The organism is Mycetocola lacteus, from assembly GCF_003667575.1.
Taxonomy (GTDB): domain Bacteria; phylum Actinomycetota; class Actinomycetes; order Actinomycetales; family Microbacteriaceae; genus Mycetocola; species Mycetocola lacteus.
This window is the reverse complement of the sequence record NZ_RCUY01000008.1, coordinates 1-26,303: the sequence shown is the minus strand read 5'-3', so window position 1 is coordinate 26,303 and position 26,303 is coordinate 1. Positions and strand designations below refer to the sequence as shown.

The window sequence follows — 26,303 nt, the reverse complement described above, 5'->3', positions numbered from 1 at the left end:
TCGGGCGGGCACTCGCCCACGCTCACCCCGCATCACGGTGGCGGCTACTTTCCGAAGCGGCCGGTGCGGGTATTGCGCGGGGACGCGACCCCGGCCTGTTCGGCATTGCGCCAGGCCTGCTGGGCGGGCGTCAGATTGCCCGAGGTGGGGGCACTCACCGGGGTGCGGGATCCGTGCGGGCGGGCGCCGACGGGAACCAAGCCTCCCCAGGCGTGACAGAGCGCCAGGGCCAGGGCGTCCGCGGCGTCCGCGGGCTGGGGCAGTTCGGCCAGGCCGAGGATGCGGGCAACCATCTGCTGCACCTGCTTCTTCTCGGCGTTGCCGTAGCCGGTCACCGAGGCCTTGACCTCGGACGGCGTGTGCATCCCAATCGGGATGCCGTGCTTGGCGGCGGAGTACAGCGCCAGGCCACTGGCCTGCGCGGTCCCCATCACCGTGCTGAGGTTTTGCTGGGCAAACACACGCTCAACCGCCATCGCGGTGGGCGCGTGTTCCACGATCGCCGCGTCGATCCCCTCGGCGATGGCCAGGAGTCGCGCGTCGATGGACATGTCTGGGCTGGTGCGGATCACCCCGTAGTGCACGAGGGTGGCCCGACGGTTCGGTGCGACATCGACAATGCCGATGCCGCACCGGGTGAGCCCCGGGTCAACACCCAGTACCCGAGTGCTCACGATGCCTAGTCCTGCTCGAGCTCGGCCTGCACCTCGGCGCTCAGGCCGTAGTTGCCGTAGATGTTCTGGACGTCGTCGGACTCTTCCAGTGCATCGATCAGGCGGAACACCTTGCGGGCGGTCTCGGCGTCCACGTCAACCTTGAGGTTCGGGATCATCGCAACATCGGCGGACTCGTAGTCGATACCGGCCTCCTGCAGCGCCTTACGCACGGTGACCAGGTCGCTCACATCGGTGATGATCTCGAAGGTGTCACCCTCGTTGAGAACCTCTTCGGCGCCGGCCTCAAGCACGGCCTCCATGACGTCGTCCTCGGTGGTGTTCTCGGCCGAGACAACGATCAGACCCTTGCGGTTGAAGTTGTAGGCCACGCTACCGGGGTCGGCCATGGTGCCGCCGTTGCGGGTCATCGCCGCACGCACGTCGGCGGCCGCACGGTTCTTGTTGTCGGTCAGACACTCGATCATGAGCGCGACGCCGTTCTGTGCGTAGCCCTCGTAGATGATCGTGGTGTAGTTGATGACCTCACCGGTCAGACCCGCACCACGCTTGATCGCGCGGTCGATGTTGTCGTTGGGAACGGAGGTCTTCTTTGCCTTCTGAACCGCGTCAACCAGGGTGGGGTTTCCGGACAGATCGGCACCACCGATCTTCGCAGCAACCTCGATGTTCTTAATCAGTTTGGCAAACGACTTCGCACGGCGCTGATCGATGATCGCCTTCTTGTGCTTGGTTGTTGCCCACTTGGAGTGTCCGGACATATGCTCCCGTTTCGTCGTATATCCCCTCTATTCTACGGGTCCGACCGGGATCTTCTCGCATCCGGGTGGGCGCGCTCAGCCGTTTTTGGCCGCGAGCACCATCTCCAGGAAGTATCGATGCACCGAATCATCCCCGGTCAGCTCGGGATGAAACGAGGTGCCGAGGAGGTTTCCGTGACGGGCGGCGACGATCGATTCGTCGTCCAGACTCGCCAAAACCGCGGTCTCGGTCGACACCGCAACAATCAGCGGGGCACGAATGAAGGTTGCGGCCACCGGATGATCGATCCCACCAAATTCCAGGGTGGTATCGAAGGAGTGAGCCTGGGAACCAAACGCGTTGCGTCTCACCGTCACCGGCAGACCACCGAGGCTCTGCTGGCCGGGAGCCGCATCCAGCACGGTATCGGCGAGGAGGATCAGGCCGGCACACGTCCCATAGGCGGGCAGGCCGGCGCGCAGCAGGGTGATCAGCGGATCGCGCACCTCAAACAGACGCATCAGCTTGTCCAGCACCGAGGATTCGCCGCCGGGCAGGACGATTCCGTCCAGCCCGCTCAGGTCTGCGGGTGTGCGCACGGGCAAAGTTTCCGCACCCACCCGACTCAGCGCCTCCAGATGCTCGGAAACGCCACCCTGGAGCGCGAGGACTCCGATGCGTGCTGTCATGGGGGCGCGTTACCAGCCGCGCTCGGCCAGGCGATGCGGGGCGGCCAGGTCGGCCACATTGATACCCACCATCGCCTCGCCGAGTCCGCGTGAGGCCTGCGCGATCACGGCCGGGTCGTTGAACGCGGCGGTGGCCTTGACCACGGCGGCGGCGCGAGCCTCGGGGTTGCCGGACTTGAAGATACCCGAGCCGACAAACACGCCGTCGGCGCCGAGCTGCATCATCATCGCGGCATCGGCCGGGGTGGCTACTCCCCCGGCGGTGAACAGCACAACGGGCAGGGTGCCGGTGCGCGCAACCTCAACCACCAGGTCGAACGGTGCCTGCAGGTCCTTGGCGGCCACGTAGAGTTCGTCCTCGTTGAGGGCCGACAGCGCGCGGATTTGCGACTTGATGGTGCGGATGTGCTTGGTGGCCTCGGAGACGTCGCCGGTTCCAGCCTCACCCTTGGAGCGGATCATGGCCGCACCCTCGGTGATCCGGCGCAGGGCCTCACCCAGGTTGGTAGCACCACAGACGAAGGGCACGTCGAAGTCCCACTTATTGATGTGGTTGACGTAGTCGGCGGGGCTCAGCACCTCGGACTCGTCGATGAAGTCCACCTCGAGCGCGCCGAGCACCTGAGCCTCGACAAAGTGGCCGATGCGGGCCTTGGCCATGACCGGGATGGACACCTCGGCACGAATCGCGTCGATCAGGTCGGGGTCGCTCATCCGGGCCACGCCACCCTGGGCGCGAATGTCGGCGGGGACGCGCTCAAGCGCCATCACGGCAACGGCGCCGGCGTCCTCGGCAATGCGAGCCTGCTCGGGGGTCACCACGTCCATGATCACCCCGCCCTTCAGCATGTCGGCGAGGCCGCGCTTGACGCGGGTGGTGGCGGTGGTCTGGGTGGGGTTTTCAGAGGTCATGCGCCTACGCTATGGCATTAACCAGGCCAATACCCGTGAGGATTGCAGTCCAATATAAAGCCAGTGGCTGTTTGGACTGTTTTCAGAACGCAAAACCGCCCGCTTCCGAGGAAGCGGGCGGTTAGGGGCCGCGAACTAGGCCGTGGGCCAGGCGTTCGCGATCGAGGCGCGCACGTCGCCGAGCAGCTGCGGCAGCGCCTTGGTCTTGGCGATGATCGGGAAGAAGTTCGCATCCGAACGCCAGCGCGGCACGATGTGCTGGTGCAGGTGGGCGGCGATCCCGGCCCCGGCAACCTCACCCTGGTTCATCCCCAGGTTGAAGCCGTCGTTGTGGGAGACCTCCTTGATCACGCGCATCGCGGTCTGGGTCAGCGCACCGATCTCGGCGACCTCCTCGGCCGTGGCCAGATCGTAGGTCGAGATGTGACGGTACGGGCACACCAGCAGGTGACCACTGTTGTACGGGAACAGGTTCAGCAGCACGTACGCGTACTTTCCCCGGGCCACGATCAGGCCGTCCTCATCGCTCATCGAGGGGGCCACGCAGAACGGGCAGTCGTCCTTGGCGGGCTGCTGCCCGTTCTGGATGTAGACCATCCGGTGCGGGGTCCACAGGCGCTGGAACTCGTCGGGAACACCGGCCAGCACGTTGCCGTCCGGTTCGGCGACGAAGCCCATGCCGGGCTCCGCCGCCGGATTCTCGGGAACTAGTCCTGCCATGCGGTGTTGACCTGGGCGTGGGTTTCGATGGCGTCCACGATCTTGGCGATCGCCTCGTCCACCGGAACACCGTTGAGCTGGCTGCCGTCACGGAACCGGAAGCTCACGGCACCGGCCACGCGGTCGTCCTCACCGGCGATCAGCTGGAAGGGGATCTTGGCCTTGGTGTGCGTGCGGATCTTCTTGGGCATGCGGTCATCGCTGTGGTCCACGTAGGCGCGGACACCACGGGCACGCAGGCGGTCGAAGATCTCCTCGAGGTACTCGGCGTACTCCTCGGCAACCGGGATGCCCACAACCTGCTCGGGGGCCAGCCACACGGGGAACGCACCGGCGTAGTGCTCCAGCAGCACGCCGAAGAAGCGCTCGATCGACCCGAACAGTGCGCGGTGAATCATCACCGGACGCTGCTTGGTGCCATCCGCGGCGGTGTACTCGAGGTCAAAGCGCTCGGGCAGGTTGAAGTCGAGCTGAATGGTCGACATCTGCCAGGTACGGCCGATCGCGTCGCGTGCCTGAACCGAGATCTTCGGACCGTAGAACGCGGCCCCACCCGGGTCGGGCACGAGTTCGAGGCCGGACTCCACGGCCACCTGGCGCAGGGTCTCGGTGGCGTCGTCCCACATCTCGGGGCTGCCCACGAACTTTTCGCTCTCGGGATCGCGGGTCGACAGCTCCAGGTAGAAATCGTCGAGGCCGTAGTCCTTGAGCAGGCCGAGCACAAACTCCAGGGTGGAGGTCAGCTCGGACTTCACCTGGTCCGGGGTGGCGTAGATGTGGGCGTCGTCCTGGGTCATACCGCGCACGCGGGTCAGGCCCTGCAGGGTGCCGGACTTCTCGTAGCGGTACACCGAACCGAACTCGAACAGGCGCAGCGGGAGCTCACGGTAGGAGCGTCCACGCGAGCGGAAGATCAGGTTGTGGAACGGGCAGTTCATCGGCTTGAGGTAGTAGTCGGCGCCCTGACGGGTCACGTGACCGTGCTCATCGCACACCTCGTCGAGGTGCATCGGGGGGAACATACCGTCCGCGTACCACTGCAGGTGACCGGAGGTCATGAAGAGGTCACCCTTGGTGATGTGCGGGGTGTTCACAAACGAGTAGCCGGACTCGGTGTGGCGCTTGCGCGAGTAGTTTTCCATCTCCTGGCGGATGATGCCACCCTTGGGGTGGAACACCGGCAGGCCGGAACCGATCTCGTCGGGGAAGCTGAAGAGGTCCATCTCGGCACCGAGCTTGCGGTGGTCGCGCTTGGCTGCCTCCTCCAGACGGGTCTGGTAGGCGCGCAGCTCATCCTTGGTGGGCCAGGCGGTGCCGTAGATGCGCTGCAGCTGCTTGTTCTTCTCGGATCCACGCCAGTAGGCGGCGGCCACACGCATGAGGGCGAAGCCGTTGCCGATCAGGCGGGTCGAGGGCAGGTGCGGGCCGCGGCAGAGGTCCTTCCAGACGGTCTCGCCGGTCTTGGGGTCGACGTTGTCGTAGATGGTGAGCTCGCCGGCCCCCACCTCAACAGACTCGTTGTCGCCACCGTTTTCGGCACCACCCTTGAGACCGATCAGCTCGATCTTGTAGGGCTCGTTCGCGAGCTCGGCCTGAGCTTCCTCATCGGTAACGACGCGGCGCACGAAGCGCTGGCCCTGCTTGATGATGCGTTCCATCTCCTTCTGGAGGGCCTTGAGGTCCTCGGGGGTGAAGGATTCGGCCACGTCGAAGTCGTAGTAGAAACCGTCGGTGACGGGCGGACCGATGCCGAGCTTGGCGTCGGGGTTGACCTTCTGAACCGCCTGGGCCAGCACGTGGGCGGCCGAATGGCGAAGGATGTTGAGGCCGTCCTCGGAATCGATCGTGACCGGCTCGGCCACGTCGGTAGTCTCCAGAGTGGTGGCGAGGTCCTTCAGTTCACCGTTGACGCGCATGGCGACAACGTTGCGGTCGGGGAATCGTTCGAATCCGTCAGACACCTGTTGTGCTCCTCTTGTAAATAGATTCGCCCATTCTATCGGTTCCGGGCGCCCCCAGACGACCCGAAACCACGGTGTGTACGATCCTGCCGCACGGAGTTAATAGTGGTGCAATGCCGGCGACGGCTAATCCAGGTCGGATATGGGAGCCGTCGGCGCCTTCTGGGCAGAATCGACGGGTAAGACGGGACGCCACCCGGTATCCAACACCGGTACTAGCGGTAGACACACCACAAGACTCCAGCCCACCGTGGGCAGGTAGGACCCCGCCCACCAGGTCGATCCACTCTCGCCTCGCAGCAGGTCAAGGAAGGTCAGCGCAAAACCAAACACCAGGGCCACAAGCGAGATTACGCTGAGCCTGATGATGCGTCCACGTGCGCTCGTGGCCGGACGCAGAAAGTAGGCAGCAAGCCCGGCGATGACACCCACCAGGGCGTTGGCCAGGTGCCAGTCCCAGAACGTCCAGATCGAGGCACCCTGAAGAAGGTCGACGATGGGGTTCCCAATTAGCCCGGCCACTCCCCCGGCAATGGGACCGAATCGAATCCCGAGAAATACCAGAATGGCGATCGCCGGCCGGATCGTCACATACTCGCTATGCGGCAGCGTATAGCTGAAGATCCCCAGCAGTCCGTACAGCAAGCCTCCCAGAATGCCGATTCCCACAATCCGAATCGAGAACGACCAGGGTTCGGGGAGAACGGAGCGGTTGAGCAGGCTGGGTGCGGTGTCGGTCATGCTGGCAGCGTACTTCCACGACCGCCCAGCGCCATAGGTTTTGCCCCGAATGGGGGCGACGCTCTACCGCACGGATCGGCGGCTCAGACGCGGTGCGATGTCCGGATACCTGGATCGACACATGCGGCCACGTAGTCTGAAAACATGGAAACCGAAGCAGCCCACCCCTCCACAGTTTCTACTGGGCCGAAAGCCCCCACGCGGTCGGCACGGAACCTCCTCATATTTGGCACCATCGCATTCCCGTTCATCTTCGTGGCGCTACTCCTTGGGCAGGTATCCTCTTCCGTTGCCACGTCGTACAGCGCGGATCTGAATACGTTCATGATTTTCAATTTTTTCGCGGCACTGATCATCGGGCTGTTACCGGCAGTATTCGCGGTACGAGACATCTTTCGCATCCATCGCAATCCCCCTACCGACACCACGTTTCGAATGGCCTCGGGTGGTTCATTCGCCATCGCCATCACCGGAATCATCATCGCCGCGCTGGGTGCGAGCGCCACAGCACCCGCGGCGCTCAGCGCCTGGCGGAGCGAGGCCAAGCAGGCGCAGATTCGCTCCGCGCCTCCCACCACGCGGGAGCAGTGGGACGTTCAGGAGGTTGCCGCGGATATGACCGCACTGCTGGAGGGCGGGTTGCGTACGCTGGGTATCGACCCCGCGGGGCTCGTCAAGACGACGATTGGCCCGGAGCCCGGAGAGCGGACCTGCACCCTGTCCAACCTTCAGGCGGGGACATGGGTATCGGTGAGCGCGACGGTGCACCTGCCCGAGCTCCCCGCGGATGAAGGGGCCACAGACGCGGATACCACCAACGCGGGTGCCACGAAGGCGAACACCGCGGAGCCGAGGCGATACACAACGATTCCGGTCACGTACTGGGCACCGCTTGAGGCGTACTGGGGTGAGCTGGGATTCCGCATTCTGATCCCCGATCAGGCTGAGCCGACCCTGTACGCGATTGTTGATAAACCCGGCCAGCTGCACGATACACAGCTCAGCCCCGCGTCGGAGGCGATCGGGGATGGTACGGCGATCGTGACCGATCTCTCCCGAGGTGCTGCCAATTCGGAGCAGGCAAGCTCCGGGGCCGAGCTCAGCCTGACCATGAGCAGCTCGTGCGTGGTGGATCCGAAACGCTAGCACACGAGGTGCGCGCGACGCGGAGCACGGTTCTCCGCGGCACTCGCTCCCTGGGGAGCGGTGTCCCACGAAAGCGAAAAACCCGGCAGACGCTGTGTCTGCCGGGTTTTTCTGTGGTGAGCGATACTGGGATCGAACCAGCGACCTCTTCCGTGTCAGGGAAGCGCGCTACCGCTGCGCCAATCGCTCAGGTATTAAATTATTGAGTGGAGGTGGCGACGGGATTCGAACCCGTGTGGACGGCTTTGCAGGCCGCTGCCTCGCCTCTCGGCCACGCCACCGCATGCGGGTAAAACCCGCGTGCCGTAACCGATCTTTCGATCGCTTCCCAACACTCGAGCGGATGACGAGATTCGAACTCGCGACCCTAACCTTGGCAAGGTTATGCGCTACCACTGCGCCACATCCGCATTTTGTTTCCGTTTCCGGCTACATCAATAGAATACAGGAAACGATACGGACGAAGCGAATTACACCGGTGTTTTTCCAAAATTCGCCCGCCACATACCCCCGCGACCCGCGGAATCCCGCGGATTTTTGACCCGTCATGCGACAACAGCATCGGGCGTGTCCCCTGGCGCGGCGCTTCCCGCACCTGAAACTAATGCAACGCAGTCCCCGACACCGAGTCCCGCCAACGCCACTCCCCCGAGACCTTCGGATCTACCCTCGGCTATTTCTCCGCATACCAAAAAGCCCCGGAGAAGTCATGAGGACTTCATCCGGGGCTTTATTTTGTGAGCGATACTGGGATCGAACCAGCGACCTCTTCCGTGTCAGGGAAGCGCGCTACCGCTGCGCCAATCGCTCAAATGTGAAACTATTCTACACCCGAGGGTGTAGGGAGAAAAGCTTAGCCGGCACCAGACCGGCCCGCAGGCTTATTCCGAGCGGATGACGAGATTCGAACTCGCGACCCTAACCTTGGCAAGGTTATGCGCTACCACTGCGCCACATCCGCATTTTGTTTGCCGTTTCCGGCTACGTCTTAGACATTACCGAAGCCCCGAGTGGGGTTGCAAATCGAGGGCGATTTTCGGCGTTTCGCGCGCGTCTGCATGTCTGGTGCCGCAGGCCCAGAGCTCCCCGCACACCGCAGGAAAATGCCCGAACATACAAAAACACCGGATCGGTCTGCTGACCGATCCGGTGTTTGATCTGAGCGGATGACGAGATTCGAACTCGCGACCCTAACCTTGGCAAGGTTATGCGCTACCACTGCGCCACATCCGCATATTTTGTTGTTGTCCCCGTTCCCGGGTACGTCATTACTTTATCCGCATCAGGCGATTCGACGCAAATCCCCCTCCCCCCTCGGCGTTTCGCGCGCCGGAAAAGGAGCGGCAGGCCCGAGGTTGCGCACCTCGGCTCGGGCCTGCCGCTGGTCTATCCGCCCAGCATCGGCGCGATCACAAACGTGAAGAGTGCGATCAGGACGCTCACCGAAATCACCGCGGTACTCGCGAGGATTCCGGTGGCGGAAACTCCGGAGTTTCCGGTCATCCGATGACCGGCCAGCCCAAATGATACGCCGCCATCGCCCTGCCCGGAATCATCGTCTCGGTACACGCTGGCCTGGCGCGCGAACCGTTCGTTAAGCAGCGCGATCGAGCCCAGCAGGGCATTCATGACCTCGGCTCGCCAGATTCGGGTGGTGTGACGCATGTAGAGGTAGAGGCGGTCCTCGATCACCTCAACCTCGGCGTTGCGCGCCACATCCAGCACCGCAGCCATCACATCGGGGGTGAAGATGTACAGCGCATCACGCTCATATCCGGCCGGGCAATACAGCGTGAAGTGGCGGTGAAAGTCACCCTCGAGATCGAGCTTGACCCGGTTCCCCAGGCCCATGCCGGCGAGGGACAGAATTCGTGACTTCGGATTCTTCAGGATCATATGTGGCAGATCTCGCGGCAAAATAATCTCCGCAAACACAAAGGGGCGGGTGATGTTGACCCGATCGTTCCGCTCCGGATTGGTCGGATAATTGGTGCCGATATCAAGCCACTCGTTACGGATCATGCCACGCTCCACGTTTTTTGCCCGGAGCGGGAAGCCGAGCCCCGGACGTCCACGCGTGATCACACGGTCGCGGTACTCCAGCCCGTTCAGCAGCGCAAAGCGCGCCAGTCGGGTGCGGTGAGCCGCCCCCAGTAGCCAGTGAACGTAGCTGACGATCAGGATCAGACCCCAGGCGGAGACGATCGCCAGCGGAATCCATGGCGGCGCGTCCTCTAACAAAACGATCAACCCCGCGGCAATCGCGAAGACGGCCAGGAGCCCCAGCAGCGAAAAGATACTTACCGCGGTGAGCCTGCCCCACCAGGGGACCTGTGCGAATTTCCCCAGCCGGGTAAAGTCCCGCAGCCGAATCGGCGCATCCAGGGAATCGCCCGGGTGGCCTATTCCCTCCACGCCAGGTTTCCCCACGGGCCGTTACGGTCCCCGTTCATCGCGCGGGCAAAGGCAACCATCTCAAAGGTCTGCTTGGTTTCGAACTCGTCCTCAACCTCGGCGTCGGACCAGTGCATGGTGCGTCCGAGGACATAGCTGCGCCCAAACGCGGCCCAGGAGTCGAATTCGGCCCGGGCGATGGCATTGATCTCACGGATGGCCTGGGCTGACTCCTCGCGGGTAATCAGTCCCATGCCCACGCTCCAGACGCACACGGCCACGGCCTGGCCGAGCGCATAGCCGTCCAGGCTGGTCACCAGATCTCCGGCCTCAAACAGGCCACCCTTCTTGGCGCTCTTGCGCGCCTTGTTTTCGTAGTGCATCAGACCGGTGACAAATTTACGTTCGTCTCCCTTGCCGCTCCCGCCGGCCTCCCTGATGGCCGTCAGCCATTCCTTACTCGTGGGTACCCGACCGAGGCGAGTGGCCAGACCCGCTCGAATCCCGAGCAGCTCCTGCCACAGGGTGCGACGGCGGCGATTCCCGATGAGGCGCTGAACGTTCTTCGCCCAGTCATCGCGGGTGTTCAACCCCCACTGCTTGGCCAGGGCCTTCTGCGAACTCTTTGAGGACGCGATCTCGGTGGCGGTGGGGTCATTCCAGTCGATCATGGGGTTCTGCAACTGGATAAATCCGAGGGCCAGATCGTTGGCTTCACGGGAGTCGGCGGGGAAATCATCGCTCTGATGGGCCTTTCCCGCGGGCAGCAGCGCCAGCACCACAAAAATCAGTACGATCACGCCCACGATGATCGCCAGCAGAATCCAATTGTCCATCACCCACCCGATGGCTTGATCGATGATCGATGTGCTGATGCGTGCGGCATGAACCGACATGGTTTCCCTTTCGTGCGGCGGGCCTACGCCTCACCGTCTCCCCGTATTGCGACGTGATGAAACACACTCACCGCGCCCTAGAACACAAGAACGATATCCAGCCGGGGCCTCGAAAAAAGAAAACCTGTCGCAATCCGCACGCTCGTTGCGACACTACGTCACACTGTCGGAAACCGGCTATCGAGGGCACAGCCTCGCGTCACAGGGGCCAGCATAGGCACCACCAGGAAACGAGACAAGAACCCCGAAACTGACGCTCTCCGCCGACGCCATCCTGCGCAGAAAACACAAAACCCCGCACCAGTGGATGCGGGGTAATTTTGTGGGCGATACCGGACTCGAACCGATGACCTCTTCCGTGTGAAGGAAGCGCGCTACCAACTGCGCCAATCGCCCTTTTGAGTTGTGAACCCGTTCCCGGGCACATCAATACTTTATCTGATGGCCCGGGCGCATTCCTAATCGAGCGGGGGTACGCGTGTCGCGCGCGGTCGGGTGCGACGCCGGGTTCCGAAGGCCAGCGCGCCGGCGATCATCATTGCGCCGCTCCAACCCAGGATGATCTGCAGGGTCTGTCCCCACTCAACGCCCGGCGTAACTCCCCGATAGAGCGGAACGTCGGTGATCATATATCCGGGCTTATACGGGGCGATCTCGGCCAGCGTGTGCCCGTTAGCATCCACGGTCTGACTGGTCCCCACGGTGGAAATGTTCACCAGCGCGCGCCCGGTTTCCAGGGCACGCAGACGCGCAATTGCCAGCTGCTGCTCGTTCTCGGCGGTCTTGCCGAAGTCCGCGTTATTGGTCTGGGCCAGAATCACCTGGGCACCGCGCTCCACTCCCTCGCGCAGCAGGTTATCGTCCACAATGTCGAAGCAGATCGAAATGGCCGCGATGGTCCCCCGCACATCAAACACGTTGTCCCGAGTACCCGGGGTGTAGTCTCGCCCGATCAGTCCGATCAGATCCGGTGCCAGCGGTTCCCAGAAGGAGCGGTCGGGCACATATTCGCCAAAGGGCACCGGGCGCACCTTGTCGTAGCCATCCAGCGGCCCCTGGCCCGCCTCCCACATCAGCGAGGTGTTGTAGTAGTTGCCGTCCCGCTGGGTGATGGTGCCAGTGATAATCGGAGCATCCAACATCTGTCCCAGCGAGTTGAGCGCCTGGGAGGCACGCGGATCCAGCATCGGGTTCAGATCCGATCCGTTCTCGGGCCAGACCACCATATCCGGTCGCTTATCCAGCAGCGGCAGGGATGCCTTGAGCTGACTCTGCAAGACATCACCCGGCTCACGCTTATCGAAGTACCCGGCGGGGCCATTGCCCTGGACCGCGGCGATCCGGCTGGTCCCGATCTTCTCGGTCTGCGCCAGCGGAACGGCGATCAACGCGGCAACCACCAGGGCTGGCAGAAGCACTCGGGCCGGACGATGCGCGATCCCCGAACGCCAGAGGTAGAGGAACACCACCGGCAGCAGCGCCAGCACAAACGAGGTCCCGGTGAAACCGATCCAACTCACCAGCGAGGCGAAGGGGCTCTCGGCGTGAGCCAAAACCAGACGGCCCCAGGCAAAGCCGCCATAGGGCCAGTTTCCGGCGATCTCTTCGCGGGTAATCCACACGGTTGCGATGACCAGCGGCGTCAACACCCAGGCGATTCGCGGGGAGAAAATACGCGGAATTCGCCGTGCGACCACCGCAATAAACCCGGCACCCAACCCGAAGAAGATCCCCTCCAGAGTGGACAGTGCCAGCCACGGGACCGGTCCCAGATACAGCGCGGTCCACGACACCAGGGCCAGATAGAAGCCGATGCCCGCCAGTAAGCCCAGGCCGGTCGCCGCCCAGAAACCGCGGCCGATCACCGCGAGCGTGATCATGATCACGCCCACAAAGGTCAGCGGCCACCATCCCAGCGCGGGAAACGCCGAGGCGAGCACCGGACCGGTTCCCAGCGCCAGCAGGAGAGCCAGCGGCCAGCGCACCCAGGGGGTCTCCGCGCTCAGCCGAGAGGTCTCACCCGGCAGCGGGGCGGGACGCAGGAAGCGCCGCCAGCGGCCGTCGGCGAGCACGCTCGCGCCGGAAAAATCGGGGATAAACCGCTGTGTCATTCACGCATCTTCCTGCCCGCGCGGTGCGCGGGTCCCTCAACTTCTATCAGACCGAGCTGTATGCAACGATGCCGCGACGCACACCGTTCAGCGCACGACGGGCAACGGTCGCAACCTCGGGGTCCGCGACATTGGCCAGTTGATCCAGCAGATCGATGGTCTGCTTGGACCAGCGCACAAAGTCTCCGGCGGCCATATCGGCCTCGCGCAGCACCTGATCCAGGTCGCGCCCGCGCACCCACTCAAACATCGCGTGCGAGAGTCCGGTAGCAAGCGGCTCGCTGCCGGGAAGCTGGTGAGCTCGCTCGGTATCATCCAGCGTCGACCACAGTTCCTCGGTTGCGCGCAGCGCATCGCGGAACGCGCCACCGGGGAGATCGCGCTCATCAAGGTTGCCCTCATCTCGGCGCGGTTCATAAACCAGCGCGCAGGCCATCGCGGCCAGCTGCGGAGCATCCAGCTCGCGCCAGAGTCCTCGGCGCAGGGATTCAGCTACCAGGAGGTCTCGTTCGCCATAGATGCGCTTGAGGATCCGACCGCTCTCGCTGAGCACCAGGGCCCCGTTATCATCCTTGACCAGATACTCGCGGTCCTTGAGCACGTCGGTCACCCGGTCAAAGACCCGAGCCACCGCACCGGTGCGCTCGTTGATCTGCCGGGTCAGCGAATCGGTGGATCGCTTGAGCTTCCACCAGCGCTCGGCCCAGCGTGCGTGCTGCTCCCGTTCAGGACAGCGGTGACACGGGTGCTCGCGCATCTGTCCGCGCAGCTCGGTCAGGCGGTCCTGACGACGGCGCTGGGTGGCCTTGGAGCCGTGCTCGTTGGACTTGCGTTCAATGTCGGTCAGCTCACGGCGAATGCGCGAGTATTCGGCAAAATCACCCAGGTGACAGGCCATCGACTCGGCGTAGCCCGCGAGCGAGGCACGCTGCTCCTGAACCTGACGGGCAAGGCCCAGGACCGCACGGTCGGCCTGGAACTGCGCAAACGAGGACTCCAGAATGTTGCGGGTCCGATTGCGACCAAACTGATCGATCAGGTTGACGGCCATGTTGTAGGTCGGCCGGAAGCTTGAGCGCAGCGGATACGTACGCTTGGAGGCCAGCGAGGCCACGGCCTCGGCGTTGAGCTCCTCCCGCCAGTGGATCACCGCGTGACCCTCGACATCGATCCCGCGCCGCCCGGCACGACCGGTCAGCTGGGTGTACTCCCCCGGCGTGATCGGCACGCGGGCCTCACCGTTGAACTTCTCCAGCTTTTCCAGCACCACCGTACGCGCGGGCATGTTGATGCCCAGCGCCAGGGTTTCGGTCGCAAAAACCACCTTCACCAGCTTGCGGCGGAAGAGTTCCTCCACGACCTCCTTGAAGGCCGGCAACAGACCCGCATGGTGGGCGGCGACCCCGCGCTCCAGCCCATCACGCCAGCGCCAAAAGTCGAGCACCGCGAGGTCCTCATCACGCAGCGTCCGGGTGCGGTCGTTGACGATCGAGCGAATCTCTCGACGCTCCTCGGCCGTGGTCAGCCGAACACCGGTGCGCAGCACCTGGCGTACCGCCTGATCACAACCGTTGCGGCTGAACACAAAAAAGATCGCCGGCAGCAGGTCGCTTTCACCCAGCAGCTCAACCAGACCCGCGCGATCCAGCTGGCCGCTACCGGGCAGGGGGCGGCGCGGACGACGGTCCCGCTCACGACGACCACGCCCGCGGGAGGAACCCTGGAAGCCGCCGTGCGCCATCCGAATAAACTCGGGGTTGACGGTGCGGGTATCGCCACGGAACTCGGTTTCGAACATGTCCACGAGCTTGCCGCGCACCAGTACGTGCTGATCCAGCGGGACCGGACGCGCCTCGGAGACGATGACCTCGGTGTTGCCACGCACGGCCTGTAGCCAGTCGCCAAACTCCTCGGCGTTGGACACCGTGGCCGACAGTGCGATCAGTCGAACCGAGCGCGGCAGGTGGATGATGACCTCCTCCCACACCGCCCCGCGGAAGCGGTCGGCCAGGTAGTGCACCTCATCCATGACCACATAGGCCAGATTATTCAGCAGCGACGAGCCCGCATACAGCATGTTGCGCAGCACCTCGGTGGTCATCACCACGATGCGGGCACCGGAGTTAATGTTTGCGTCTCCGGTGAGCAGGCCCACCTGATCGGCTCCGTAGGTTTCCACCAGCTCGGAATACTTCTGATTGCTCAGCGCCTTCATCGGCGCGGTGTAAAACACCTTCTGCTTCTCGGTCTGCATCGCCGCGAAGATCGCGAACTCGGCCACCACGGTTTTACCGGCACCGGTGGGCGCGGCGACCAGAACACCATTGCCCGCCTCGACGCTGATTGCCGCGGCGCGCTGGAACGGATCCAGCGCAAATTTCTGACCCTGCATAAAGGCGGTCGCCACCGGTCCCACCACATCGGGACGCTCGGGGGCCACCACTGGGGCTACCTCGGCCGAGAGCCCGGCATCAAACACCTGATCGGTAATCGGAGTTGCTGCGGGCTCAGGGGGCGAGGTGGTCATTTTGCGCCTTCCGGGTCCAGGGCGGCGGCCGCATCACGCTTGGCCACCCGCCGATCATGCATCCAGGCAACTGCCCAGGCGCCAAAGTACAGCACAACCATCGGAATCGCGAGCAGGAACATCGAGGCTATATCCGCGGCCGGCGTGGCCGCCGCGCAGAACAGCGCGATGATCAGGATGGCCCAGCGCCATCCCCCGATGATGCCCTTCGCGCTCAGCACCCCTACAAAGTTCAGGAGCACCAGCAGCACCGGCAACACGAAGGCGATACCCACGGCCAGAATCAGCCGCAGCACGAAGTCGTAGTAGTAGCCCGCCTGATAGATGTTCGCGGCGCCCTCGGGGGTAAACCACGCCATCACCTCAACGATGTGCGGGAACACCAGCCACCCGGCAACACAGCCGGCGAGAAACAGCGGAATCGCCGCACCCACAAAACCGGCCGCGTAGAGCTTCTCCTTGCGGGTCAGCGCGGGCATAAAAAACGCCCAGATCTGCGAGAGCCACACCGGAGAGGACAGCACCACACCGATGGTGAGTGCCACCTTCATCTGCAGGTCAAATGGTGAGGTGACCGTATCAAAGTTCAGCAGCGCCGTGCCGGTGGTGCTGAGCTGCTTGATCGGTTGGGAGATTGCCGCAATCGCCTGCCGGGAGAAGATGAACCCAACAATCATCGCCAGGACGATGCCAAGGGCGCTGATGAAGAGACGCTTGCGGAACTCTCTGAGGTGCGCGCCGAGGGACATGCGTCCCTCCCGGTTTTTCACCGGCTTGGCGCTAACCGCCACGACGGGCTTAGTTCTTGGTCGGAGCGTCGTCCGCGGTCGGCTCAGCCGGGGTGGAGTCACCCTCGGGCTTCTTGCCGGCACGGATTTCGCTCTTAAAGATGTTCATCGACTGCCCCAGGCTGCGAGCCAGGCCAGGAAGCTTCGGCGCGCCCCAGATCAGCAGAATGATGAACAGCAGGACGGGCAGGTGCCATCCGGCGAGCAGGTTTTGCATGGGAAATCCTCTGGTTGGTGTACACGTACGTACACGTCGAGTCTATCGCGAATCCGAGCGAACCGCAGTGAGGCCGATTACAGGCCGTATCCGGCCAGCGCCTCACGCGACCAGGCGGCGACCTCCTCGCGGGCGGTTCCCGGGTCGGTCACCTCGGCCAGGCCTCCCAGGCCGGCAACCACACGCTTGAAACCGTGCACATGACCAAGACGCAGGTTGACCAGCGAGCGATTGCCCACCTCGCGCACCTGAGAGTCGGCGGTAAAGAACTCGGCGATCATCGGCAGGGCGGCGGTGTCGATGTTGATCGTGACGGTCAGATCGGTGGCCGAGGGCTGGAAAAAGTCGGAGGGCACGCTGAGGTCGTCGGCACCGTGCTGGGCCTGATTCTCGCCGATCTCGACCCCGCTCATCCGGTCAATGCGGAAGGTACGCACGGCCTGGCGCAGATGGCACCACCCGCGCAGGTACCAGTCGCGGTCCAGGGACTCCACCCGCAGCGGGTCCACGGTCCGGTGCTCGGTCCGGCCGTCGGCCGAGAGGTAGTCAAAGCTCAGCTCGCGACGCTGTGCGAGGGCATCCCGCACCGGAACCAGGGCTGCGGTAGCGGGACTCGCGGCCACGGCCACCTCGGTGGGGCGGCCGGAGGAACCAATCGCGAGCTTGGACATGAGCGAGCCGATCACCTCATCATCGGCGGATCCCGGAAGCGCCGAAAGATACTGCAGCCCGGCGATCAACGCGGCCGCCTCCCGCGCCGAGAAACGCGGGGAATCGTCGATGACTACGAGACGGGTGAGCACGATCTGATCGCGCTGCTCAAACAGATCCCAGTCGATATCGAACAGGTCTTCATGCTGATAGGCGCTGGTCTCCCCGGGCACGCCGGAGACCGCGATCAGCGCCACAGACTCACGAATCAGCGCCTCACTCACCCCGAAGTGCTCGGCGGCGGTGGCCACACTGACCTGCTCATGCTCGATCAGATAGGGCACCAACACCAGCAGGAACGCCAGGCGATCGCGCCCCTGAAGCCCGGCACCGGCGCGGGCGGTGGACTTGGTCATCGAGACTCCCCCTCGGATCGATCGGATACGGCCTGCGCCGTGTGGTTGCGCAGCGTTCGCCGCAGACGTTCAATCACCGCGTCCCGCAGTGCCGCGGGTTCCCGCACCAACACTTCGGGACCATAGCCCGCGAGCTCATCGGCAAAAACGTTAACGTCGGTGTAGTGGACCCGCAGCGGGGCATCATCGCGATCCAGCGCACGGGTGAGCAGGCGACGGGCGGCCTCGGTGTCCGGGCGCACATCCAGCAGCGCACACTGACTCTCATACAGCGCGCGCAGGTCTGCCAGGGCGCGGTCGGCACTGCCCGCATTGTCTTCGGTGAACGAGCGACGGGTCGTCGTCACCGCCCCCAGGATGCGCGAAAGCAGGAAGGTCCGTGAATCCTCGGCATCTCGATCGATACCGTGCACGTGCCAGCGACCCTCGTGCTGCACCAGGGCCAGCGGGGCCACGCGGCGACGGCGCGCATGTTCGTCACCGGGCTTGAGATAGTCGAAAGTCACCTCGAGCTTACGATCCATCGCGGTGTTGAGCGGCCCAAACGCGCTCTCTCGGGTGCGCAGTCGCGGCGCATAGCCGATCAGCGGATCTGAAGACTCCACCCCCAGCGCACGCAGCTTGTGCAGCGCACGCTGCGACTCGTCCGAGAGCGAGCCCTCGCGCCACACGGTACCGGCCAGCGAGAGCACCCCAATCTCGGCCGGTGAGAAGGTGACCTCGGCGGGGAGATCATATTCACCCTTGGGGATGCGATAGCGCAGCAGCTGGTTGTTGCCGCTCTCCCCCGGAGGCTCCACGGTCTCCAGCGGAATCCCCAGCTCACGCACGTCATCCTTATCGCGTTCGAACTGACGTTCGAGCGAGGTGTTGTCCCCACCACGCACGAAGCGCTGGCGATATCCCTGCACGGTGGAGAGAATTTCGGCTTTGGTCAGCCCCTGTTCACTTGCAAGCAGCGCAAGGACAAGGCTGAAGAGCCGTTCCTCAACGGGAACACGGGGCGGGGTGGCGCGAGTAGATTCGAACACGTATTCAGTTTAGCGTGTTGTGGGGGTCGGTGGTTGATTCGTGTCGGGCGCGGCGCAGGGTGCGTTACCGGAGACAAAAATACGCCGCACCCCCACGCGGGGATGCGGCGTATTTGAGAAAACTCGACTAGATCCCGACGGTACCCAGAATGTCCACCACGTAGATGATGGCGCTTCCGTTGCCCTGCTCGGCCGGATCCTGCAGCTTCGGCGGCACAACCACCAGCACGCGCGATCCGATGGTCTGGCCCTTGAGCGCCTCGGACAGGCCCTTACCCAGCTTGTCCAGCTGAGCGACCTGCGGGGTCTTCGAGGTCCAGGTGGTCGAGATGATCGAACGCTCGTTCCAGCTGGCCACGGTCGAGTTCATCGCGAACGCGTCCTTCTCGGTGAGTTCCTTGCCATCCCCCTTGATCAGAGTGGCAACCTTGAGCTCATCCGGAGCCTTGCTCTTGGGGATGGTCAGACCCGGGGTGCCATCCGGTGCGCTCACGACGCTCGGGAAGCCCGAACCCACAACCGGGACATCGCGTCCATAGGCGCGGTCCGGCAGCACCGAGGTGATGTCGGCCACAAACACGACGGCCGGCGACTTACCCTCGGACTGCTCCGAACCCACGGCCGATACGATCCGCGAACCCGCCTGAGCACACTCGAGGGCGGGGCGGAACTGCTCGGGCAGGCTGTCAACCAGGTAGGGCTGAGGACCGGTCTGCTCGCTAGACTGCAGCAGCTCGCCATTCTCGCCGTTGTAGAGCGAGAAGTTCATGGTGATCACCTGGTTGCCGGTGATCGGGATACCGGTGCCCTCACGCACAACCGTGCGCTGCCCCTTGCCCTTGTCCACATACAGCGGGGTCGGAATCTCGACCTTGGCGACCGAACCGGCCTTCCCGCTGGTCTTGATGTCTTCCGAGGCCTTCCCCGAGGACATCGACGGCTTGCAGTCGGCAGCCGACGGGGCGACGGTGGAACACGCGGTCAAGCCGCCGCCAACCAGCAGCGCTGCGGCGACGATGAGTGCGGGGGTGGTGCGCACGGTACCTCACTTTGGGTCAGGAAAAAGAAGCGGTCGAAAAATCAACGCGATCGTCAGACCAGTCTAGGCGACCGGATGCTGAGGATTGAACGCGAGCGGAAGGATGCACGCGGCGAGTCGCTGCCGCGTGCACCCGGAGGGACTAGTCCTGGGCGGTATCCGCATCAAAATCGCGGCTCAGCGAGGATTCGGCCGCGGCCTGAGCCTCGCGCACACGCTTGCGCAGCGACTTGTCGCTGGCCTCACGCACACCCAGCGAACCGGGGGTCCACGCCTCGACATCCTCGGCGCTGAACTCGGTCTTGGAGGCGCGACGCTTGAGCTCGGGCATAATCGTGCCGTCCGCAAGCTTGCGGGCGGTGATCAGGAAGCCGGTGTGCGCGATCATCCGGTGATCCGGACGCACGGCCAGGCCCTCGACATGCCATCCACGCACCATGCTCTCGCTCGAGCTCGGGTTAGTCACCCGACCGGTGGCGCGCATAGCCTCGGCCACACGGGACAGCTGGGTCACGGTGGCCACGTAGCACAGCAGCACGCCGCCGGGCACGAGGGCGTCCAGGCAGGCATCGATGCACTCCCAGGGGGCCAGCATGTCCAGGACGATGCGGTCCACGGTACCGGACTCGGTGGTCTGCGGGAGGGTCTCGGCCAGGTCGCCGGCGGTGATCGACCAGTTCTCCGGGGTGTAGCCGAAGAAGGTGGTGACGTTTGCCCGGGCGACATCGGCGAATTCCTCGCGACGCTCATAGGACTTCAGGGTTCCCTGCGGACCGATCGCGCGCAGCAGCCAGAGCGACAGCGCACCCGATCCCACACCGGCTTCGACCACGGTGGCTCCGGGGAAGATGTCGGCGTCACCGACGATGGCGGCGGCATCCTTGGGGTAGATGATTGCGGCGCCACGCGGCATCGACATCACAAAGTCGATCAGCAGCGGACGCAGCGCCAGGTACTCCTCCTCGGCGGAGTTCACCACAACCGAACCGTCGGGCAGGCCGATGATCGCGCTGTGCTGGATCACGCCGCGGTGCGAGTGAAACTCGCCACCCTCCTCCAGCGCAAAGGTGTTCTTGCGGCCCTTGGGGCCGGTCAGCTGGACGCGGTCGCCAAGGCGGAAGGGGCCGGAGTTGAGGGCCCGCTCGGTGCCGGGGACAATGCTCACGAAGAAATCTCCTGGGTGTTATTGGGGGTGGTGCGACGCCAAACAAGCGCGCTCAGATCATCCAGCGTCACCCCTTCCAGGGTGGGCCAAACGGTAAAGTCGGGGTTTTCTGCCACCTGCGTGGCATGGGGAACCACAATCGCGGTGGTGCCGGCGGCGGCCGCCGAGGTAATGCCGGGGAGGGAGTCTTCCAGGGCCACGCATGCGCGGATGTCCACACCCAGCGCCTCGGCGCCCAGCAGATAGGGCTCGGGATGGGGCTTGGCGTGGGTGACCGAGTCTCCGGTGACCAGCGCATCAAAGGCGGGGAACTCGATCATGTCGATGACCTTTTCGGCCATCGTTCGAATCGACATGGTGACCAGGGCGGTGGGAATGTTGTTTTCTCGCAGCTCGCGCAGCAGCTCCAGCGCGCCGGGGCGGAAGGGCACACCGTGCTCCTCGATCTTGGCGATCACGCGACCGGTCATGGTGGCCACGATCTCATCCAGCTCCAGGGCCACGCCCTTGCTCTGCAGGACCGCGGCACACTCCCAGAGGCCCGAGCCCACCATCTGCAGGGCGTCCTCCTCGGTCCATGTGCCGCCATAGGAGCCCACAAGCTCCCGTTCGGTGGCAATCCAGTACGGTTCGGTGTCTACGAGGGTGCCGTCCATGTCCCAGAGGACTGCGGCGGGAAGCTGAGTGGTCACGGGGTCCCATGTTACCTGGTCCGGCCCGGGCAGTAGGGTGTAATCACGCCCGCGCGTCCCTCGGACGCGATCACGGGCACGAGCATGCAGGAGAGAATCTGGTGACTGAGCGAATTCTAGTGGTGGCCTTCGAGGGGTGGAATGACGCCGGAGAGGCGGCATCCGGCGCGGCCAAGGTGCTGCGCGAACACCTGGCGGCAACCCCGGTGAAACGCATCGATCCCGAGCCCTATTACGATTTCCAATTCACCCGCCCGACGATCTATTTTGACGAGTCGGGACGCCGCGCGCTGCGCTGGCCCGAAACCGTTTTTTATGCGCCGGGTGAGGCGACAAACGCCGCCGAAGGCATCGAGGCGCAGCCGGCATTCATCCCCGAATCGCTCGGCGCACACACCAGTACCAGCAACGAATCCCAGGTCTATCTCCTGCTGGGCACCGAGCCCAGCCGGAGTTGGCAGGCGTTTGTTTCCGAGGTTCTGGATACCGCGCTGGTGCACGACATCGGCCGCATCATCGTGATGGGTTCGGTCCTGGCTGACGCCCCGCACACCCGCCCGATCCAGATCGAGTGTTCCAGCGACAACGCCGACATTCGTGGGGAGCTTGAGCTGGAGCGCAGCCAGTACGAGGGCCCGGTGGGCATCCTCAATGTGCTGTGTGTGGCCGCCGAGGCCGTGGGAATTCCCACCCTGTCGGTGTGGGCTTCGGTTCCCCACTACGTCCATAACACCCCCTCACCCAAGGCGATTCTGGCCCTAATCGATCGGATCGAGGAGCTCGTGGGTGTGGTGATTCCGCGGGGCAACCTGCTGGCCGAGGCCGCCGAGTGGGAGCAGACGGTGTCCGCGCTGACCGCCGAGGACCCCGACATGGTGAACTACATCACCCAGCTGGAGCAGGCCCGCGACACGGTTGAGGATCCCGAGGCATCAGGGGAGGCGATCGCGCGCGAGTTCCGCCGGTTCCTGGACAGCGCGCCCGAGGCCGAAATCGGAAGCGAACCCGGACCCGACACCGAGCCCGCAACTGAGGATGGCAAAACGGACACGACGTCGGGCGACACGGAAGACGGCACGGACGGCACCGGCGACCCCGACCTGCCAGACTCCCCCACCGCATAGCCGCACGTACAAAAACGCCGCCCGCAGATTGCGGGCGGCGTTTTGTGTGTGCGGGAGGCGAGCTAGAGCGTGATTCCCAGCAGCGCCGACACCAGATCGGCGAACAACTCGGTGTCATCAATCTCGGCCAGGGCCGCATCGATCGCCGCCAGGGTGGCCGGGGTGTCCAGGTCGTCCTGCAGGGCCACACGGACCCGATCCAGAAGTGCCAGGGTCGATCCGGCTACCGGGGCCGTGCCAGCGGTACGCCAGGAAGCCAGGCGGCGTTCGGCACCGCTCAGGTCGGCGTCGAACCACTCCCAGTCGCTGCGGTAGTGGTGGGCGAGCACCGCAAGGCGAATCGCCGCGGGCTCGGTGCCGGCGGCGCGCAGCTTGGAGACCAGCACCAGGTTGCCCAGCGACTTCGACATCTTCTCGCCCTCGAAGGCCACCAGGCCCGCGTGGCTAAAGATGCGAGCGAGCGGCTCCCCGGTCAGGGCCGACGCGTGGGCGGCGCTGAACTCGTGGTGCGGGAACGGCAGGTCTCCCCCGCCGGCCTGCACGGTGAAGTTCTCCCCCAGCAGGCCGGTCGCGATCACGCTGCATTCGATGTGCCAGCCCGGACGGCCCGCTCCGATTGCCGCCGGCCAGGACGGATCATTCGGCCGTTCGGCGCGCCACAGCAGCGGGTCCAGGGCGTCCCGCTTGCCCGGACGCTCGGGATCGCCGCCCCGCTCGGCGGAGAGCGTCAGCATCAGCTCACGGGTGTACCCGCTCACCGATCCCAGGGTCCAGGGACCCTTCGAGGCGGCGGCCGCGACATCAAAGTAGATGTCCTCGCCCTCGGCATCGACGGTTTCGACCCGGTAGGCGAGGCCCGCCTCCAGAAGTTCGGCCACGGCGCTGGCCACCGCATCGATGGTGTCCGTCACCGGCACATACTCACGCGGCGGCAGGATACTCAGGGCCGCCATATCCGTACGGAACAGTTCGATCTGGTCGGCGGCGAGCGCGCGCCAATCCACACCGGTGGCCGTGGCACGCTCCAGCAGCGGGTCATCCACGTCGGTCACATTCTGGACATAGTGCACCTCGTAGCCGGCATCCAGCCAGACGCGCTGCAGCGTGTCAAAGGCCAGATACGTCGAGGCATGGCCCAGATGGGTTGCGTCATACGGGGTGATTCCACACACGTACAGGCCCGCGACACCGTCGGTGTCGGCCAGGGCGGAGGTGCCGGTTGCGGTGTTCAGGATGCGTGGCGCGCCACCGGTCCCGGGCAGTGCCGGGACCCGCGGTGCGGTCCACGAGGGGATCGTCCCGAGGCTAGTTGCCATATGCCGACAGCACCCCGGTTCCCAGCAGCACAAACAGCACCAGGCCGAGCGCGATCCGGTAGATCACGAACGGCAGGTAGCTGCGCTTGGAGATGTAGTTCATGAAGAACACGATGACCACAAGGCCCACCACGAAGGCGACGACGGTCGCCACGATGGTCGCGGCCACACCAAAGGGCTCATGGCCGCCCGAAGTGTCGGTGAAAGCCTTGTATACCTGGTAGAAACCGGCACCCATCACGGCGGGGATCGCCAGCAGGAACGCATAGCGTGCGGCCGCGGCCCGGGTGTACCCGAGGGCGAGGCCCGCGGTGATCGTGCCACCCGAACGCGAGACGCCCGGGATCAGCGCGAGCGACTGCGCCAGACCATAGATGATGCCGTGACCGTAGGTGAGGTCCTTGACCTCGAGGCGCTTGCGCCCCAGCCAGTCGGCGACACCCAGGATGATACCGAACACGATCAGAGTCGTGGCGGTGAACCACAGCGAGCGGAAGGTGGTCTCGATGTCGTCCTTGAACAGCAGGCCGAGCACCACGATCGGGATCGAGCCGAGGATGATCAGCCAGCCCATCTTCACATCGGGGTCGGTCCGCGGAACCTTACCCACCAGGCCCTTACACCAGGCACCGATGATACGAACGATGTCCTTCCAGAAGTACAGGATCACCGCGAGCTCGGTACCGATCTGGATAATCGCGGTAAACCGGGCACCGGGATCCTCGCCGGTGCCGAGGAAGGCACCCACGATGCGAATGTGGGCGCTTGAGGAGACCGGAAGGAACTCCGTCAGGCCCTGCACCAGGCCCAAAATTATGGCGTTAATAAATTCCACGCGAGGGGTACTTTCTTCTGTGGGGATTAGTAGTCAAGAAGCAGATCGGTGAGAACCGCGCGGCCAAACACGAGGGCGTCCAGAGGAACGCGCTCGTCGACACCGTGGAACATCGCCGGGAAATCAAGATCGGCCGGCAGCTTCAACGGGGCAAAACCGTAGCCGGCAATGTCAAGTTTAGACAGAGCCTTGTTGTCGGTGCCCGCGGCGAGCAAATATGGGAGCACCGGCGCGCCCGGATCATGCTTCCCCAGCGCCGCGGTGACCGCATCCACCAGCGTTCCGGTGACCGGGTTTTCGATACCCACGTCCTGGTGAGAAATCTCAATCTGAACCTCGTCGCCGATCAGCGCCTGCAGCTGTGCCACCACCTCGGCCTCCTCCCCGGGGAAGCAGCGAATATCGATCCGCGCCTCGGCCCGGTCGGGAATCACGTTGTGCTTATATCCCGCGGAGAGCATGGTCGGGTTGCTGGTGGTACGCAGCGAGGCATGAATGAAGGCACCCGCCGGACCGGTAGCCAGCGCAATCTCTTCCGGCCCCACCCGCTGCGGATCCACACCGAGCATGCCCGCGAGCGAGGCAATCAGCGCCTCGGTGGTATCGGTCAGGCGCACGGGCCACTGAATCGACCCGATCGCCGCCACCGCACGGGCCAGCTTGGTCACCGCGTTATCCTCAAGCACCCGGGAACCGTGGGCGGCGGTGCCGGTGGCCACAAGCTTGGCCCAGACCAGCGCCTTCTCCCCCGTCTGCAGCAGGTAGGCCCGCTTATCGTTCACGGTGACGGAGTATCCACCGACCTCGCTGATGGCCTCGGTCGCTCCGGCAAAGAGGTGCGGGTGGTTGTCCACCAGGTAGTGGGATCCGAAAATGCCACCGTTTTCCTCATCGGAAAAGAAGGCGATGACCAGGTTGCGCTCGGGACCACCCTGCTCCAGCACATCGGCGAGGGAGGTCAGGATCATCGCGTCCATGTTTTTCATGTCCACGGCACCGCGACCCCAGATCATGCCATCCTTGATCACCCCACCAAACGGATCCACCGACCAGTTCTCCGGCTCAGCCGGCACCACATCGAGGTGCCCGTGCACCACGAGAGCGCCCTTGTCCCGGTTGCGTCCGGCGACACGCGCGACCACGCTTGTGCGCCCCGGCGCGGCGTCAAACAATTGCGGCTCAAGTCCGAGCGCCCGCAGCTTCGCCTCCACGTATTCGGCGGCCTCGGTTTCCCCGTTCGACACACCGTCGCCGTAGTTTGTTGTGTTCATCTGGATAAGTTCGCGCGTGATTATTGCAGTCTCATCGAGCGCAAATTCCGCGTCATTCTGGGCCTCGGTCATGACCACAAGGCTATCGTGCATCCAAACCAAATGCCGGATTTGTGTCGGTTGGTAAAAACGCCGGTTGGGCGTCTGGTAAAGTTTTAGCTGTTGGAATGGCCACGGCCCAGACAACAAACGCCGGTCACGAAAGTGACCTCGCCGAGAAATCGGAAGTTACCCGCGCGGGTGGCG

At 64.2% G+C, this 26,303-nt stretch carries 23 protein-coding genes and 7 tRNA genes; 2 read left to right on the top strand and 28 right to left on the bottom strand.

The genetic code is table 11. The annotated features are described in order from the left end of the window. Nucleotides 1–44 precede the first annotated feature (44 nt). The 7 genes from ruvC to D9V34_RS09080 form a co-directional block, all read right to left on the bottom strand. Entirely contained in the window at nucleotides 45–674 is a 630-nt protein-coding gene (gene ruvC / locus D9V34_RS09110) for a crossover junction endodeoxyribonuclease RuvC (protein ID WP_030143443.1), read from the bottom strand. Nucleotides 675–679: 5 nt separating this feature from the next. Beyond that, the gene (locus tag D9V34_RS09105) at nucleotides 680–1,435 is read right to left on the bottom strand and encodes a YebC/PmpR family DNA-binding transcriptional regulator (RefSeq protein WP_121649813.1); all 756 of its coding nucleotides are present in this window, start codon (nucleotides 1,433–1,435) and stop codon (nucleotides 680–682) included. A 75-nt stretch (nucleotides 1,436–1,510) separates the two neighbouring features. Continuing rightward, the gene (gene pdxT, locus D9V34_RS09100; protein WP_121688533.1) at nucleotides 1,511–2,104 is read right to left on the bottom strand and encodes a pyridoxal 5'-phosphate synthase glutaminase subunit PdxT; all 594 of its coding nucleotides are present in this window, start codon (nucleotides 2,102–2,104) and stop codon (nucleotides 1,511–1,513) included. A 9-nt stretch (nucleotides 2,105–2,113) separates the two neighbouring features. Then, on the bottom strand, nucleotides 2,114–3,016 hold the full coding sequence (gene pdxS / locus D9V34_RS09095) for a pyridoxal 5'-phosphate synthase lyase subunit PdxS (RefSeq protein ID WP_121688532.1): 903 nt from the start codon (nucleotides 3,014–3,016) through the stop codon (nucleotides 2,114–2,116). 135 nt (nucleotides 3,017–3,151) lie between these two features. Continuing rightward, nucleotides 3,152–3,694 carry an HIT family protein gene (locus tag D9V34_RS09090; RefSeq protein WP_183091931.1) on the bottom strand — a complete coding sequence of 181 codons (543 nt, stop codon included), beginning with the start codon at nucleotides 3,692–3,694 and terminating at the stop codon, nucleotides 3,152–3,154. A gap of 29 nt (nucleotides 3,695–3,723) precedes the next feature. Next, a complete protein-coding gene (gene thrS / locus D9V34_RS09085; RefSeq protein WP_220700575.1) occupies nucleotides 3,724–5,652 on the bottom strand; it encodes a threonine--tRNA ligase in 1,929 nt (642 codons plus the stop codon). 171 nt (nucleotides 5,653–5,823) lie between these two features. After that, the gene (locus D9V34_RS09080; RefSeq protein ID WP_121688529.1) at nucleotides 5,824–6,438 is read right to left on the bottom strand and encodes an ECF transporter S component; all 615 of its coding nucleotides are present in this window, start codon (nucleotides 6,436–6,438) and stop codon (nucleotides 5,824–5,826) included. A 324-nt stretch (nucleotides 6,439–6,762) separates the two neighbouring features. Here D9V34_RS09080 and D9V34_RS09075 point away from each other — a divergent pair, with 324 nt between their 5' ends. Next, complete coding sequence (locus tag D9V34_RS09075) at nucleotides 6,763–7,584, top strand: hypothetical protein (protein ID WP_121688528.1); 822 nt, start codon at nucleotides 6,763–6,765, stop codon at nucleotides 7,582–7,584. Nucleotides 7,585–7,698: 114 nt separating this feature from the next. Here D9V34_RS09075 and D9V34_RS09070 read toward each other — a convergent pair. From D9V34_RS09070 to D9V34_RS08985, 18 genes are all read right to left on the bottom strand, one after another. Next, nucleotides 7,699–7,773 (bottom strand) — tRNA-Val (locus D9V34_RS09070). Nucleotides 7,774–7,791: 18 nt separating this feature from the next. Then, nucleotides 7,792–7,865 (bottom strand) — tRNA-Cys (locus D9V34_RS09065). Between the two features lie 57 nt (nucleotides 7,866–7,922). After that, nucleotides 7,923–7,994, bottom strand: a tRNA-Gly gene (locus tag D9V34_RS09060). Between the two features lie 328 nt (nucleotides 7,995–8,322). After that, nucleotides 8,323–8,394 (bottom strand) — tRNA-Val (locus D9V34_RS09055). Between the two features lie 79 nt (nucleotides 8,395–8,473). Then, nucleotides 8,474–8,545 (bottom strand) — tRNA-Gly (locus tag D9V34_RS09050). Between the two features lie 200 nt (nucleotides 8,546–8,745). Further along, nucleotides 8,746–8,817 (bottom strand) — tRNA-Gly (locus D9V34_RS09045). A gap of 153 nt (nucleotides 8,818–8,970) precedes the next feature. Then, nucleotides 8,971–9,999 (bottom strand): hypothetical protein, encoded by a 1,029-nt coding sequence (locus D9V34_RS09040; protein WP_121688527.1) that lies wholly within the window; start codon nucleotides 9,997–9,999, stop codon nucleotides 8,971–8,973. Beyond that, entirely contained in the window at nucleotides 9,987–10,874 is an 888-nt protein-coding gene (locus D9V34_RS09035; protein WP_121688526.1) for a DUF1266 domain-containing protein, read from the bottom strand. The genes D9V34_RS09040 and D9V34_RS09035 overlap by 13 nt, the downstream gene beginning before the upstream one ends. 323 nt (nucleotides 10,875–11,197) lie before the next feature. Continuing rightward, nucleotides 11,198–11,270, bottom strand: a tRNA-Val gene (locus tag D9V34_RS09030). A gap of 62 nt (nucleotides 11,271–11,332) precedes the next feature. After that, nucleotides 11,333–12,985: an apolipoprotein N-acyltransferase gene (gene lnt / locus D9V34_RS09025; protein WP_121688525.1), complete on the bottom strand. Its 1,653-nt coding sequence runs from the start codon at nucleotides 12,983–12,985 to the stop codon at nucleotides 11,333–11,335. 46 nt (nucleotides 12,986–13,031) lie between these two features. Further along, nucleotides 13,032–15,377, bottom strand: coding sequence for a DEAD/DEAH box helicase (locus D9V34_RS09020; protein WP_121688566.1), 2,346 nt, complete (start codon nucleotides 15,375–15,377; stop codon nucleotides 13,032–13,034). Between the two features lie 131 nt (nucleotides 15,378–15,508). Continuing rightward, nucleotides 15,509–16,261: a twin-arginine translocase subunit TatC gene (gene tatC, locus D9V34_RS09015; protein WP_121688524.1), complete on the bottom strand. Its 753-nt coding sequence runs from the start codon at nucleotides 16,259–16,261 to the stop codon at nucleotides 15,509–15,511. 49 nt (nucleotides 16,262–16,310) lie between these two features. Continuing rightward, a complete protein-coding gene (locus D9V34_RS09010) occupies nucleotides 16,311–16,517 on the bottom strand; it encodes a twin-arginine translocase TatA/TatE family subunit (protein WP_030143432.1) in 207 nt (68 codons plus the stop codon). A 77-nt stretch (nucleotides 16,518–16,594) separates the two neighbouring features. Then, entirely contained in the window at nucleotides 16,595–17,584 is a 990-nt protein-coding gene (locus D9V34_RS09005; protein WP_121688523.1) for a helix-turn-helix transcriptional regulator, read from the bottom strand. After that, nucleotides 17,581–18,615 (bottom strand): helix-turn-helix transcriptional regulator, encoded by a 1,035-nt coding sequence (locus tag D9V34_RS09000; protein ID WP_121688522.1) that lies wholly within the window; start codon nucleotides 18,613–18,615, stop codon nucleotides 17,581–17,583. Before D9V34_RS09000 ends, D9V34_RS09005 begins: the two co-directional genes overlap by 4 nt. Before the next feature lie 127 nt (nucleotides 18,616–18,742). After that, nucleotides 18,743–19,654 (bottom strand): FKBP-type peptidyl-prolyl cis-trans isomerase, encoded by a 912-nt coding sequence (locus tag D9V34_RS08995; protein WP_121688521.1) that lies wholly within the window; start codon nucleotides 19,652–19,654, stop codon nucleotides 18,743–18,745. A 142-nt stretch (nucleotides 19,655–19,796) separates the two neighbouring features. Beyond that, nucleotides 19,797–20,813, bottom strand: coding sequence for a tRNA (adenine-N1)-methyltransferase (locus D9V34_RS08990; protein WP_121688565.1), 1,017 nt, complete (start codon nucleotides 20,811–20,813; stop codon nucleotides 19,797–19,799). Nucleotides 20,814–20,815: 2 nt separating this feature from the next. Then, nucleotides 20,816–21,511 carry an HAD family hydrolase gene (locus D9V34_RS08985; protein WP_245991981.1) on the bottom strand — a complete coding sequence of 232 codons (696 nt, stop codon included), beginning with the start codon at nucleotides 21,509–21,511 and terminating at the stop codon, nucleotides 20,816–20,818. Nucleotides 21,512–21,612: 101 nt separating this feature from the next. Here D9V34_RS08985 and D9V34_RS08980 point away from each other — a divergent pair, with 101 nt between their 5' ends. Next, nucleotides 21,613–22,635 carry a PAC2 family protein gene (locus D9V34_RS08980; RefSeq protein ID WP_245991980.1) on the top strand — a complete coding sequence of 341 codons (1,023 nt, stop codon included), beginning with the start codon at nucleotides 21,613–21,615 and terminating at the stop codon, nucleotides 22,633–22,635. 62 nt (nucleotides 22,636–22,697) lie between these two features. Here the strand turns inward: D9V34_RS08980 and mshC are convergent, their stop codons facing one another. From mshC to D9V34_RS08965, 3 genes are read right to left on the bottom strand one after another with little or no spacing between them, the layout of a single operon-like run. After that, entirely contained in the window at nucleotides 22,698–23,951 is a 1,254-nt protein-coding gene (gene mshC / locus D9V34_RS08975) for a cysteine--1-D-myo-inosityl 2-amino-2-deoxy-alpha-D-glucopyranoside ligase (RefSeq protein WP_425454448.1), read from the bottom strand. Continuing rightward, nucleotides 23,941–24,786, bottom strand: coding sequence for an undecaprenyl-diphosphate phosphatase (locus tag D9V34_RS08970; RefSeq protein WP_121688519.1), 846 nt, complete (start codon nucleotides 24,784–24,786; stop codon nucleotides 23,941–23,943). The genes mshC and D9V34_RS08970 overlap by 11 nt, the downstream gene beginning before the upstream one ends. Before the next feature lie 26 nt (nucleotides 24,787–24,812). Continuing rightward, entirely contained in the window at nucleotides 24,813–26,129 is a 1,317-nt protein-coding gene (locus D9V34_RS08965; protein WP_121688518.1) for a M20/M25/M40 family metallo-hydrolase, read from the bottom strand. Nucleotides 26,130–26,303: the final 174 nt, after the last annotated feature.